We start from the raw sequence: 12,826 nt of genomic DNA on the forward strand, positions 1-12,826 counted from the left end.
AATTAGGGTTTAGGGTTTAGGGTTTAGGGTTTAGGGTTTAGGGTTTAGGGTTTAGGGTTTAGGGTTTAGGGTTTAGGGTTTAGGGTTTAGGGTTTTGACTTTTGACTTTTGACTTTTGACTTTTGACTTTTGACTTTTGACTTTTGGTTAAAGTACAAGAGAGTGACACAACGATGTTGAATAACCTACAGAAGCCTGACCAAAAAAATAATAATTAATTAAGACTAGATGTTAGATAAACTTGATGCTATAAAAGGTCGTTTTGAACAGGTTGGAGTTGCATTAACCAACCCTGAGATTATTGGCAATCAAAAAGAATTTCAGCGGTTGAGTAAAGAATACCGTAGCCTCGAACGAATAATGCAACCGGCCGAGGAATATCGAAAGGTGCTGGCTGACTACGATTTGAGCCGTGAAGCTTTGAACAGTAATGATGAGGATATGAGAGAATTGGCAAAAATGGAAATGCCGGAGCTCGAAGAAAAGAAAGAGAAACTCGAAAAGGAATTAACAAAGCTGCTAATTCCAAAAGATCCGCAGGATGATAAAAATGCAATTCTTGAAATAAGAGCCGGCACCGGCGGAGACGAAGCAAGTTTGTTTGCTGGTGACTTATTAAACATGTACCTCCGCTATGCAAGCAAGCGTGGCTGGAAGACCTCTTTGGTTAGTGAAAATGAAGGTACTGCCGGGGGCTATAAAGAAGTTTTGGTAGAAGTACAGGGAGAAGATGTGTATGGGACAATGAAATTCGAAAGCGGTGTGCATCGCGTGCAACGAGTTCCAAATACAGAAACCCAAGGACGAGTACATACTTCCGCAGCCACGGTTGCAGTAATGCCGGAAGCGGAAGAGATTGATTTTGAACTAAAAGAGAGTGACGTAAAAATGGAAACTGCCCGAAGTGGCGGTGCCGGCGGACAAAACGTAAACAAAGTGGAAACGAAAGTTTTACTAACACATATTCCTACAGGTACAGTAGTGGTTTGCCAGACTGAGCGAAGCCAATTAGGTAATCGTGAAAAAGCTATGAATATGTTACGTACCCGGCTTTATGAGGAACAGGTCCGCAAACAAGAAGATGAAATCAGCCGTCATAGAAAAACGCTTGTTAGTACCGGAGATCGTAGCGCAAAAATTCGCACCTATAACTGGCCCCAGGGAAGGGTAACAGATCATCGAATTGGTTTAACTTCCTACAATCTAGATGCAGTCATAAATGGTGATATTGATGAATTTATCGAGCAGTTGCAAATGGCGGAGAATGCAGCGAAGATGACGAACCAGGAAGGTTAATTGTTGGATATGGGATTAAATTACCATGGCTCAATCTTTTCACTAATTATATAAAAATTGTTATGCTCGAAAATCTTCAAAACTTAATAAGGGAACATGCCGGTGATGCTATTATTAATAATCCTGCAATCCCCAACGAAAGAAACGAAGAAGCTGTTGCTGATGCTTCAAGCTCAATAATTAGCGGCTTAAAGACTGCAGTTGCAAACGGAAATACAGAGGAGGTACAAAGTCTTTTTAAAAATGGACCTGCGGCAGCATCTGCTTCACCGGTTGCTCAAAATATACAAACAGGCTTTGCACAAAACCTGATGCAGAAGTTTGGATTAGACTCAGGCAAAGCGGGGGGAATAGCAGCATCTTTGATTCCAATAGTTCTTCAGAAATTTGTACACAAGACAAATGATCCTAACGATAAAAGTTTTGATTTGTCTAGTGTGTTGGGAAGTTTAACCGGAGGCGGTGGGCTTGGTAGTATTATGAACGGACTGGGTGGGGGCGAAAAAGATGGCGGTGGAATAATGGGTAAAATAGGCGGCATGTTTAAATAAAAAAGCTTTTTTAGAATTCCTTTGACACTTAGAAACTGTTTTCCTGGCTTATTTTGTACTGTAATTATAAAACGATAAGCGGTATAATAGTTAACAATTAAACAGGCGAGGTTGGCATAGACTTTGTCTTAAACATATAAGATTACTATAAGAAAGTAGTCAAATTTTCTCATAAGCAGTTAGTTTTGGTTGCGGCCCCGATTTCTATTGGGGCCTATTTTTTTACTGTAGTATAGCGTTATTAAAGCCAGTCCGGCTAAACTTCCTAAAGTATCGAAAACAATGTCAATAAGGTCAAAAGAACGGCCGTATACCAAATACTTCTGAACAAACTCCATTGCAATCCCGTATAAAACAGCAAAACCTACTATTTTAAGAAACCACGATTTTATTACTGGCTCACTGAATGATGAGAAAATAAAAGGATAGCAGAATGCCGCAGTTAGCAATAGGAACATCGTTAAATGGACGTATTTATCAAAAAAAGGAATGTCGAAGAAATCGCTATGCGGAAGATCGCTTCCTGGAAGGGCAAGTAAAATAGCGGAAATGATAAACCAAATAATCCCAGGCAGAAATAAACTAAATCTCATAATCTTATAACCAGTTTTTTAAAAAATAACCGGCTAAAGTTAAAGGGATATTAGAGTAAAAATAAAAAAGTGAAGGAGCTATGTATTTCCAAGCACGAAAAGAGCTTTCAAATTCGGAATTTTGTTTCCGCCTTCTTTTTCGAGAGTAATAGCGAAGGCCTCAGCTTTTGGAATATTTTTCATTTTGCACACGCTTGTGCATGAGGGATCAAGAACTCCTGCATCTACAGGTTTTCCATCCACCATTGCCCAGAGTTGGTATTGCCTTCCAACTTTTGGTTCAGGTAGTCTATTTACCATCACGAAAACATCTTTGTTTCTACGATCCCAGAAGACTGTGGCAACGTCATCTTTTCCCTTTGGACTAACCATCTTTATCATGGCCATGCCGGTATCTGCAATCATTGCTGCAGCGGACTGCCACTCTTTTAATTGGGTTTGATATACATCGTTCTTAGCCTGGAGTATTTCCCTTTGTAACAAAAGCGCCTGGTAATCCTCTTCCTTATTGCTATACTTGTTATATAAATAAAAATTTAGCCCAGCGCTTACAACAAATAAAATAACTGAGGCAGCAGCAATCAATCTCCAATTTGACCCGCCCTGTAGCTGAACAACCTGTGCTCGCTCATTTGGCTCGGTAGGTGTAACAAGAGTTCTCTCTTTTTGAAGATCCTTAATAGCAGACAATACCTTCGACTTCAATTCGGGCGGCGGAGCAATAGCATGTTCAAAAGCACTTTCCTCAAGCGATTGAGAAAACTCTATGATAGCGTTCTCTACCTCGATGTATTCTTTGCGCCGTCTTTCGACTTCAGCAGTTTCGTCACTGCTTGTAAGTCCAAGTACGTAGCTTTCGATAATTCCACTTTGTATGTAAGCCTGTATATCCACTAAGGTTTAATCACTTGTTTTAATTGTAATAGAGCACTTCTAAGCCGCGTTTTTACTGTCCCCAATGGAATTTTCAGCATCTTGGAAATTTCGTCTTGCGTATAGCCTTCGAAATATGACAGCTCGACCAAGACCCTGTATTCTTCTTTTAATTTATGAACTATTTTGCGTAGCCCTATCCTGTCGGTATTCATCTGCACACTTCCACCCTCTTCATAGACATTCTCTGTCAACTCCCTGTTTTGTTGGCCTTGCTGGTAACTCTTACTTCTAACCGCATCAATGCTTGCATTTCTTGCAACATTCAACATCCAGGTAAATAACCGGCCTTTTTCATTATCGTAGCTTTCAATTTGACGCCAGATTTTTACAAAAACTTCCTGTAATAAATCATTAGCCAATTCCCGATCCGGAACAATACTGACAATTACAGAATACAAAGAGCCGGAATAATGGTCATACAAATAATTGAATGCATGCTCATGGCGCTGTTTGAGCAACGACACTAATTCGCTTTCATGATATAAATTGCCCGTGTTCAAATAGCAGCGGAGTTAGAAAAATAATGATGGGCGAAAGCGTACTAAAAAAATATACGGAAAGTAGTTCGCCACGGATTTTGTTTAGGAGACAAGTTTAGAATATGCTTCGGCAGTCATCAAAGATTCATAATCGCTAGCATTACTAATAGTCATTTTAATCATCCATCCATCGCCATATGGATCAGAGTTCACTAGTTCAGGTTGATTTGCCAATGCCGGATTAACCTGGTCAATTGTACCTGAAAGAGGTAAAAAAAGGTCACTAACTGTTTTCACAGCTTCAACGGTACCAAATATCTCTTCGGCGTTTACCGTTTTACCAACGCTATTGATGTCTACGTAAACAATATCTCCCAGCTCACTTTGCGCGAATTCGGTGATGCCGACCGTAGCAGTACTTCCTTCTAATTTAATCCACTCGTGATCTTTTGTATACCTCAAATTCTCTGGAAAAGTCATACTTTCAATTTTATATTTACAAATATTAAATTATTTTTCTCAATTGCGCCTAATTTAAAAGCCTGATTTTCATGCGTATATTCTGAATTGGTCGGTCTGTTGCGTCTTTTGGTGCTTTTGCAATTTTATCAATTACATCTAATCCGCTCACCACTTCTCCAAACACTGTATAGCTCTGATCTAAAAAAGGCGTTCCACCAATACGACTATACACCTCGCGTTGACTTGCTGTATAGCTAAATGATGGATTGGAGGTTTTTATCCGCTGATCGTATACGTTATCCAATTCTTGCTGACTCATGCTTTTCCCCTGTACGATATAGAATTGACAATTGCTGCTTGCCTTAGTTGGGTTCTCATCTCTTGCAGCAGCAAGTGCCCCTTTCTTATGGAAGAGAGACGTTTTGAATTCTGCAGGAATTCGATCACCACGGACAGAGCCGGCACCAAGACGAGCTCCCTCTGCTGCCGTTTTGCTTGTGGGGTCGCCCCCTTGTATCATAAACTGGTCGATGACGCGGTGAAACAGTAAACTGTCGTAAAACTTCTGTTGTACAAGCTTTACAAAATTGTCACGGTGCAAGGGCGTGCTGTCATAAAGTTTTGCAATCATGACCCCGTAGTCAGTAGTTATCTCTACCAACCTTTCTTTCGTTCCAAGTTTCCTCCATGGCTCATTCGCTCCTATCGATCCAGGATTTACTAAATTCGATTTCCCAACTACAGACTTCCTTACCTCGGCTTTACTCTTTGTTTGTGCAAGAGATCCTTCTGCTAAACCGGCAAAAACAATCGCTATAAGTAGTAGCTTCCTAAACAAATTATCCATTTACAATCCGTGTTTTTCAAAGTATAACAATACATGATCCTTCAAAAAATTCTCTTGTTCTATAACATGCAACGAAGGAATTTCTTTCAACTGCTTAAAGTGAGGCCACCCCTCCTCGTCTTTCCCCTCTACCAGGTAATAGCCGCTTTGACTAAGTAGAGTACAGACAGCCACGTGCATTAGGTCCTGCTTTTGTTCTTTTGTAATTTTAGACTGCACAAACCCTGTTTCCTGCATTCCAATTAAAAACAATATGGCCTCCATATCAGGCTTTTTTCCGAAACGTTCCACCAGCTTTGCTTCGAGACCCCACCAGCGACTTTGCAAATCATCACTTATATTCATAACGCTGCAAAAATACAGTTTACATTGTTTAGTTTTTGAAGGGTGATGATCTCTCTTCAGTTAGAATCTGTATTTGTGATATTTGAAAAGACCTGTGTTAATCTTCTAAACCTCTTCTCTTATGGTAAGATTTTTGTTTTCTCCTGTAAACTTTAATATTTGTAACTAAAATCGTTGATGAAACAATTAGCCATATTCCTGTTGTTGTTTGCTTACTCATTAATTTCTAAAGTCTCTAAAGCCCCGGTTACTAAACCTGAAAAGCAAGCCAAAGCAATAACAGAATATCCTAAAGGCTATTTTAGAAACCCCCTCGATATTCCTATTAAACTTGCTGCAAATTTTGGTGAACTGAGGCCTAACCATTTTCATATGGGTCTTGATATTCGCACCAATCAGCGGGAAAACCTGCCGGTATATGCAGCGGCCGAAGGATATGTTAGCAGAATAAAAATTGAGCAATTTGGCTTCGGACGTGCAATATATATAACTCACCCAAATGGCTACACCACGCTTTATGCTCATTTAAATGAATTTTACACTCCTTTAAATAATTACTTAAAAGAGAAGCAATATAGCGATCAACAATGGGAGCAAGAGGTAGAGTTCGAACCCAGCCAATTCCCTGTCACCAAAGGACAATTCATCGCTTTCAGCGGTAACACGGGTGGTTCGGCGGGACCCCATTTACACTTTGAAATCAGGGATACAAAAACGGGCAACAACCTAAACCCATGGCTTTTTGATTTAGGATTAACAGACAATATAAAACCAACTATTTTTAGGCTTTACTTATATGACAGAAGATATAGTACTTATCAAACCAGTCCTGTCTCAATCCCAATATCGGGGATCAATGGAAATTATTCTTCTGCAAGTGGCGTTGTAACACTTCGGTCACCTGAAGTGAGTTTTGGAATTTCTGCCGGAGATAAAATACATCCTGTGTCTAATTATTATGGCATTTATGAAGCTGATATTTCTGTAAACAATACCTTAAAGTCTGCATTCAAGTTAAACGACTTTTCGTATACCGATACAAGGTATATAAACGCAAGTATTGATTACAAGACAAGACTTTCGGGTGGCAGTTTCATTCAACACCTGAGCAGGCTTCCGGGCAACTATAGTTTGATCTTTTCACAAGACGGAGACGGTAAAATTCTCCTAACGGATACTTTAGTACACGGCGCAGAAATCGTAGTGAAAGACGTAGCAGGTAACACGTCAGTGCTAAAATTTAAGTTTCGATGGGATAGGTCAGCTACTAATGAGTTGACGCTTGCTGGTCAAAGCGTATCCATGACTCCGGAAAGGGAGAACACGTTTAAAACCGATGATATTGAAGCTGTTTTTTCCAGCAGGGCTTTTTATGATACTGTTCCTTTTGTTTACAAGTCAGCGCCTGCTACTGATAGTAAAGTTGTATCTCAGATTCATTATTTGCATAATCACACGGTACCTGTACATGACAGCTTTACTGTTCGAATAAAACCTTCTGCTTCCCTCGCTAAGGAAGACAAGGAAAAAGTTGTAATGCAATTGGTAAGTAATCGGAAAACAGAGGTGGTAAAGGGTACATGGGTCAATGATTGGATGGAAGCAAAATTCAGGGACTTGGGAATAGTAAGACTGCTTGTAGATAATGTTGCTCCCAGAATAACAGCCACAGGTTTTGTAAACGGAGGATCTGTACGCAACAAAAAGTCAATCTCGCTACTGGTAACAGATAATCTTGGTGAACTTAAAAGTTTCAAAGCTTTGCTTGATGGAAGCTGGTTATTGTTTAGCAGAAAAAATGACTCTTTCATTCATACGTTTGACGAACGAACATCTCCGGGACGGCACGAGTTGGTAGTAACCGCTGAAGACCTTGCCGGAAACGTCAGCGAGAAAACTTTTACTTTCAACAGGTGACCAGTTAGTATATAAAACTGCGTCGCTGAAATGCAGTGCGTGAACCAGCTTCAAGGTTTGGATCAAAATCGGCCGAATAAAAAAATGCAGCACAAGTGAGTGACACAACAATGCCCCATCTTTATTCACTGCTTGCAACCAAAGTCTTGCATTTTTCTTCTTTATGAATTCTTGTTCTAAAAAGATTGAAAGCTTAGGTACGCCAATTGTTAGGTTAAACAATTTGTAGACAACGCATGTTAGTTGCATTATCATTAAAACCTACAATTATGACACAGTTGACAGAAGGAAGTCAGGCGCCGGTTTTCGAGGGAGTTGATCAAAACGGTAAAAAAATATCACTTAACGATTTTAAAGGCAAAAAAGTGATTTTATATTTTTATCCGAAAGACGACACACCGGGATGTACGGCGCAAGCTTGTAATCTTAGAGACAATTACCAGGAATTAATTAGTAAAGGTTTCCAGGTAATCGGTATAAGTACAGACAGCGTGAAAAGCCATAAAAAGTTTGAAGACAAGTTTCAGCTACCCTTTCCTCTAATTGCCGATGAGGAAAAAAAGATCGTTGAAATGTATGATGTATGGGGAGAAAAAACTTTTATGGGCAATACCACAATAGGCACTATAAGAACAACTTTCTTAATTAATGAAGAGGGGAAAATAAAAAAAATCATCACTAAGCCTGACACAAAGAACCAAACGGAACAGGTTTTGGAAGCATGGAAATAACCGGGGCAAATGAAAGATTATAAGGGGTGAAAAAATGGTTGGGAGAAAATCTATTTGGTTTTGACATTATAATATTGATCATATATTCGTGGATCCCCTTTGTTTTTTGCAACCCCTGAAACATTTTAATAGTGACCAAAGTAAAAATTAAAGAAAATTCGTGGCTGGCAAAAATTGCTGCCAGAAAGTTAGAAAGCTCTTCTATGGCTATGGTAGTGGGCAAAACAATTCATCTACACAATTCGTCGAAGGAAGACTTTCTAAGAAACAAAAGGTGGGTGAGACATGAGGTTGCTCATGTAAAGCAATATGCTAAGCTGGGTATATTTCGTTTTATCTTTTTCTATCTTCTCGAAACCTTTAATAAAGGCTATGAGAACAATAGCTTCGAAGTTGATGCAAGGCAAAAGGAAAAAGACGTCTCAATACTTTCGGAAGTACATTTTAATTAAGGTAGTACCCAATTTACCGTACTATAAGATGTCGCGGCGTGGTTGTCTTGACTTATAAGAAGTTCACCGGTTTTTGTGACTCCTCTAATGATACCAGAAAAAAAATTGCCGTTTTTTTCAAAGTTTGCAGACTGGTTAAGTTTATAAAGATGAACACTGTATTCCTTTAGCAGATGGGAGGCTGGCAAAAGCAGAAGTTGTTGCCAACGAGTTTCCAAACTGATACATAACTCTTTTGCAAGTTTGATTATATCGTATGTCTTTCCTGTAATTTGCTTTAACGACACCGGGTTTCGCACCCCTACAGGAAACAAAGTTTGGTTAATATTTATTCCAATTCCTATGATCGAATACCTCCACCGTTCTCCGCTTAAAACGTTTTCAATTAACACCCCGCCTGCCTTTCTGTCCTCCCAATAAATATCGTTTGGCCATTTGATACTAGTCTTATCAACAGCGTATAGTTTAAAGAAGTCATGGCAAGCCAAAGCAACTGCAGCGTTTAAAAGAAACTGATTGTCAACTGAAAGCAGGGCTGGTTCAACTACGCAGCTCAACATTATGTTTTGACTAGGTTCGGCTTTCCATTCTTTTCCGCGCTGACCTTTTCCTGCTTTTTGAAAATGAGCAAACCATGTTGTTCCGTGTACTGCCAAATGGGCTTGTACCTTTTGCATGGCATAGTTGTTGGAGCTTTCTACTTCACTTAATTCAAAAAACGGCTCACCGATAGGATTATCACTTGGCAAAGAATTAGTATTTTTGGCAAAGATAGAATCTGGAGTTGTTTTCTGGATAAAACCCGGAACTGTTTCAAGTAGAGTGGAATTTGTTTCCGTTTGAACTTAAAGTATAAATCCTACGTTTTATCCTATATCAAACAGTATTATTAATTTAAAGATTTGCATTTATTGGAACCACTTTCATTATTATCCACCCGTAAAAAAAATACGGCTACAAAACTCACCCGAAGCTCCAGGCTTTTTAAGACGATTATAAAGGCTATGCAGGAGAAAAAAGGCGAACACATTGTTTCGCTTGATTTACGTAAAATTCATGAGGCTGTTGCTGATTTCTTTATTATCTGCGAGGCGAGCAATCCACAACAGATAAGAGCAATCGGAGAATTTATAGAGGAAGAAGTTAAGAAGAACTGCAATGAGGTAGCTTACAAACACGAAGGTTACCAGGCTTTGCAATGGGTATTGATAGACTACGTAAACATCGTCGTGCACGTTATGCTTCCTGAACCAAGGAAATTTTACCAGTTAGAGGAAATGTGGAGTGATGCACAGAGAGAAGAGCATGAGGGTTAAGATCACGATCAAAAATTTAAAAAAAGGAAGTTTCTACCTTACAGAGATGAAGAATTATGGCACAAGACGATAAAAAAGTAAAAAAAGATTTTAGAAATATCCCTGGTCTTCCTTCGTCGGGAGATGATAAGACCGGTCGTAAAGGTCCTAAGTTTAGCATTTATTGGATTTACGCTATAATAGCAGTTGTATTAATTGCAGCTAATCTATTTAACATGTCTGCTGATGCGGTCAAAACAAACGAGCTTGAGTTCAGGCAGCAGATGTTGGCTAAAGGAGATGTTGAAAAGCTTGAACTGATTAAAAATAAAGAGTCGGTTCGCGTATATATTAAACCCGAAAGTCTAGGTAAGCCTTTTTATGTAAGTAAATTGAAAAGGCCGGCAACCGGTAATAACAGTAAAGCCGGACCACACTTTGAGTTTACAGTTACTGACTGGGAAAGCTTTAATGCTACCCAAAATGCTTTTTTTAGAGATTCGGTAGCTAATCCGTTAGGCATACAAAAAGTCCCTGAAATCGTAACTAATGAAGGTGAGTGGTACGGACCTGTTTTAAACACGTTTGTAACGATAGCATTATTTGTGGGTTTATGGATTTTGTTAATGCGTAAGATGGGCGGACCAAGTGGCGGCGGCGGACCGGGCGGAATTTTCAATATTGGAAAATCAAAAGCTACTCTATTTGAAAAAGGTACGCGGGTAAACATAAATTTCGGCGACGTCGCCGGGTTGGACGAAGCCAAGGTGGAAGTAATGGAAATTGTTGATTTCCTTAAAAACCCCAAAAAATATACTGCACTAGGCGGAAAAATTCCAAAAGGTGCACTGTTGGTCGGACCTCCCGGTACAGGTAAAACTTTGCTTGCAAAAGCTATGGCCGGTGAGGCGCAAGTCCCTTTCTTTAGCTTAAGCGGTAGCGACTTTGTTGAGATGTTTGTGGGTGTTGGAGCAAGTCGTGTAAGAGATCTGTTTAAGCAAGCGAGAGAAAAAGCACCCTGTATAATTTTCATTGATGAGATCGACGCAATAGGTCGTGCAAGAGGCAGAAATGCTATAATGAGTAACGATGAAAGAGAGAATACTTTGAACCAGTTGTTGGTTGAAATGGATGGTTTTGGAACTGATATTGGTATTATCATACTTGCTGCTACTAACCGCCCTGATGTATTGGACACGGCTTTACTTCGCCCGGGTCGTTTCGACAGGCAGATTTCAATTGACAGACCGGATGTAAAAGGACGCGAGGCAATTTTCAAAGTACACCTTAAGCCAATTAAGATTTCTCAAACTTTAGATATTCATAAGCTTGCTGAGCAAACTCCAGGTTTCGCCGGTGCTGACATAGCCAACGTATGTAACGAAGCTGCCCTGATTGCAGCCCGTAAGAACAAGGACGCAGTTGATATGAGCGACTTCCAGGACGCGATTGATCGTGTAATTGGAGGTTTGGAGAAGAAAAACAAGATTATTCTTCCTGAAGAAAAAGAGATTATCGCTTACCATGAAGCCGGCCACGCTATTTGTGGATGGTTTTTAGAACATGCTTATCCATTGTTGAAAGTAACCATCGTTCCTCGCGGAACTGCTGCTCTTGGATACGCGCAGTACACACCGAGAGAGCAGTACTTGTACAATACAGATCAGCTTTCTGATCAGATTTGCATGACTTTAGGCGGCCGTGCTGCTGAGGAAATCATATTTGGAAAGATCTCTACTGGCGCAAGCAATGACTTGCAGCAGATTACCAAAATGGCCTACTCTATGGTGACTGTTTATGGAATGAACAATAAGATTGGCAACATCAGCTACTACGATCCTACGCAGGAAAACACGTTTACAAAACCTTTCAGCGAGGAAACAGGTAAGATGATTGACGAGGAAGTAAGAAACCTTATAGCGGAAGCTTATGTTAGAACTAAAAATCTGTTGACGGAAAAAAGAAGAGAGGTTGAAATATTGGCTAAAGAGCTTTTAGAAAAAGAGGTATTATTTCAAAGCGACGTAGAAACGTTGATAGGAAAAAGACCTTTTGAAGACAAAAAAATTCTTGATGTTCAACCGGAAGTAAACGCAGAACTTAGCGCGCCTCCGGAAAAAACAGTGGTAGATATGTAATTTTATCAAGTAGAATAATATGCAGATATCTTCTTCTAAAGAAAATGTTTTAAAAAAAATACGGCAGGCACTGGCAAATCCAGTGCCTGTTCCTTTTTCACAAAGTGAAGGAAATACAAGTGTTTTTCAACCTTCCACTAAAGAGCTGGAAATTGAGTTCGCCGAGAACTTCACAGGGCTTTTGGGCAAGTTCTCTTTCTGCATTAATGAAAAAGAATTGGCCCAACAACTACAGCAATTGGCTTTTGCAAAAAAGCTCAAATCGATTTATTGCAACGAAAAGGATATCAAGCAGAAGTTGGTAACCGCTGGGTTCGATAATTTTACAGCAACTGACGTGGCGGCTTGTGATGCAAGTATTACTGGCTGTGAGTTGCTGGTTGCAAGAACCGGTAGCCTTCTAATGAGTTCTGCACAAACAAGCGGAAGAACAGTAAGCGTATATGCGCCAATTCATATTTGTGTAGCTTATACAAGTCAATTGGTGTATGACATCAAAGAAGGCTTATTGCATTTAAAAGAAAAATATGCAAATAAACTTCCTTCTCTAATAACCCTTGCAACTGGACCTAGCCGCACGGCTGACATAGAAAAAACGTTGGTTGTTGGTGTTCACGGACCTGCTGAAGTGTATGTTTTTTTAGTTGAAGGATAGGTTAAGATAATTAATTCGTTATCTAAACTTGATACTTAAACTTTACTCCTACTAAAAGTTCTCAACCATTTTCAATTGATTATTATTGATCCCTTATTGAGGGGTTATAATAATTGTCACTTGCTTATT

At 39.6% G+C, this 12,826-nt stretch carries 15 protein-coding genes; 8 read left to right on the forward strand and 7 right to left on the reverse strand.

The window, feature by feature from the left end:
• Window positions 1–228: 228 nt before the first annotated feature.
• Both prfA and SAE01_RS22405 read left to right on the forward strand, forming a co-directional pair.
• A complete protein-coding gene (gene prfA, locus SAE01_RS22400) occupies window positions 229–1,296 on the forward strand; it encodes a peptide chain release factor 1 (RefSeq protein ID WP_147206069.1) in 1,068 nt (355 codons plus the stop codon).
• 62 nt (window positions 1,297–1,358) lie between these two features.
• Entirely contained in the window at window positions 1,359–1,847 is a 489-nt protein-coding gene (locus SAE01_RS22405) for a hypothetical protein (RefSeq protein ID WP_147206070.1), read from the forward strand.
• 179 nt (window positions 1,848–2,026) lie between these two features.
• Here the strand turns inward: SAE01_RS22405 and SAE01_RS22410 are convergent, their stop codons facing one another.
• The 6 genes from SAE01_RS22410 to SAE01_RS22435 all read right to left on the reverse strand — a co-directional run bounded on the left by SAE01_RS22410 (window position 2,027) and on the right by SAE01_RS22435 (window position 5,509).
• Entirely contained in the window at window positions 2,027–2,440 is a 414-nt protein-coding gene (locus SAE01_RS22410) for a VanZ family protein (RefSeq protein ID WP_147206071.1), read from the reverse strand.
• Between the two features lie 78 nt (window positions 2,441–2,518).
• Window positions 2,519–3,334: an anti-sigma factor gene (locus SAE01_RS22415; protein WP_147206072.1), complete on the reverse strand. Its 816-nt coding sequence runs from the start codon at window positions 3,332–3,334 to the stop codon at window positions 2,519–2,521.
• Window positions 3,334–3,840 (reverse strand): RNA polymerase sigma factor, encoded by a 507-nt coding sequence (locus SAE01_RS22420; protein ID WP_246113308.1) that lies wholly within the window; start codon window positions 3,838–3,840, stop codon window positions 3,334–3,336. The genes SAE01_RS22415 and SAE01_RS22420 overlap by 1 nt, the downstream gene beginning before the upstream one ends.
• Before the next feature lie 117 nt (window positions 3,841–3,957).
• Window positions 3,958–4,335 (reverse strand): glycine cleavage system protein GcvH, encoded by a 378-nt coding sequence (gcvH, locus tag SAE01_RS22425; protein WP_147206073.1) that lies wholly within the window; start codon window positions 4,333–4,335, stop codon window positions 3,958–3,960.
• A 49-nt stretch (window positions 4,336–4,384) separates the two neighbouring features.
• A complete protein-coding gene (locus SAE01_RS22430) occupies window positions 4,385–5,164 on the reverse strand; it encodes a peptidylprolyl isomerase (RefSeq protein WP_147206074.1) in 780 nt (259 codons plus the stop codon).
• A complete protein-coding gene (locus tag SAE01_RS22435; RefSeq protein WP_147206075.1) occupies window positions 5,165–5,509 on the reverse strand; it encodes a hypothetical protein in 345 nt (114 codons plus the stop codon).
• A 177-nt stretch (window positions 5,510–5,686) separates the two neighbouring features.
• Between SAE01_RS22435 and SAE01_RS22440 the strand changes: the two genes are divergently transcribed.
• The 3 genes from SAE01_RS22440 (at window position 5,687) to SAE01_RS22450 (ending at window position 8,609) form a co-directional block, all read left to right on the forward strand.
• Window positions 5,687–7,426 (forward strand): M23 family metallopeptidase, encoded by a 1,740-nt coding sequence (locus tag SAE01_RS22440; protein ID WP_147206076.1) that lies wholly within the window; start codon window positions 5,687–5,689, stop codon window positions 7,424–7,426.
• Between the two features lie 269 nt (window positions 7,427–7,695).
• Window positions 7,696–8,157, forward strand: coding sequence for a thioredoxin-dependent thiol peroxidase (gene bcp / locus SAE01_RS22445; RefSeq protein ID WP_147206077.1), 462 nt, complete (start codon window positions 7,696–7,698; stop codon window positions 8,155–8,157).
• Between the two features lie 131 nt (window positions 8,158–8,288).
• A complete protein-coding gene (locus SAE01_RS22450; protein WP_147206078.1) occupies window positions 8,289–8,609 on the forward strand; it encodes an eCIS core domain-containing protein in 321 nt (106 codons plus the stop codon).
• Here the strand turns inward: SAE01_RS22450 and SAE01_RS22455 are convergent.
• Complete coding sequence (locus tag SAE01_RS22455) at window positions 8,606–9,358, reverse strand: biotin--[acetyl-CoA-carboxylase] ligase (protein ID WP_147206079.1); 753 nt, start codon at window positions 9,356–9,358, stop codon at window positions 8,606–8,608. The genes SAE01_RS22450 and SAE01_RS22455 overlap by 4 nt on opposite strands.
• Before the next feature lie 153 nt (window positions 9,359–9,511).
• Between SAE01_RS22455 and rsfS the strand changes: the two genes are divergently transcribed.
• Genes rsfS through SAE01_RS22470 form a run of 3 tightly spaced genes read left to right on the forward strand, consistent with a single transcriptional unit; the run spans window position 9,512 to window position 12,697 of the window.
• A complete protein-coding gene (rsfS, locus tag SAE01_RS22460; protein WP_246113309.1) occupies window positions 9,512–9,925 on the forward strand; it encodes a ribosome silencing factor in 414 nt (137 codons plus the stop codon).
• Between the two features lie 56 nt (window positions 9,926–9,981).
• The gene (gene ftsH / locus SAE01_RS22465) at window positions 9,982–12,042 is read left to right on the forward strand and encodes an ATP-dependent zinc metalloprotease FtsH (RefSeq protein WP_147206081.1); all 2,061 of its coding nucleotides are present in this window, start codon (window positions 9,982–9,984) and stop codon (window positions 12,040–12,042) included.
• A gap of 19 nt (window positions 12,043–12,061) precedes the next feature.
• Complete coding sequence (locus SAE01_RS22470) at window positions 12,062–12,697, forward strand: LutC/YkgG family protein (RefSeq protein WP_147206082.1); 636 nt, start codon at window positions 12,062–12,064, stop codon at window positions 12,695–12,697.
• Window positions 12,698–12,826 lie beyond the last annotated feature (129 nt).

It is taken from the genome of Segetibacter aerophilus, from assembly GCF_007991655.1.
Classification (GTDB): Bacteria; Bacteroidota; Bacteroidia; order Chitinophagales; family Chitinophagaceae; genus Segetibacter; species Segetibacter aerophilus.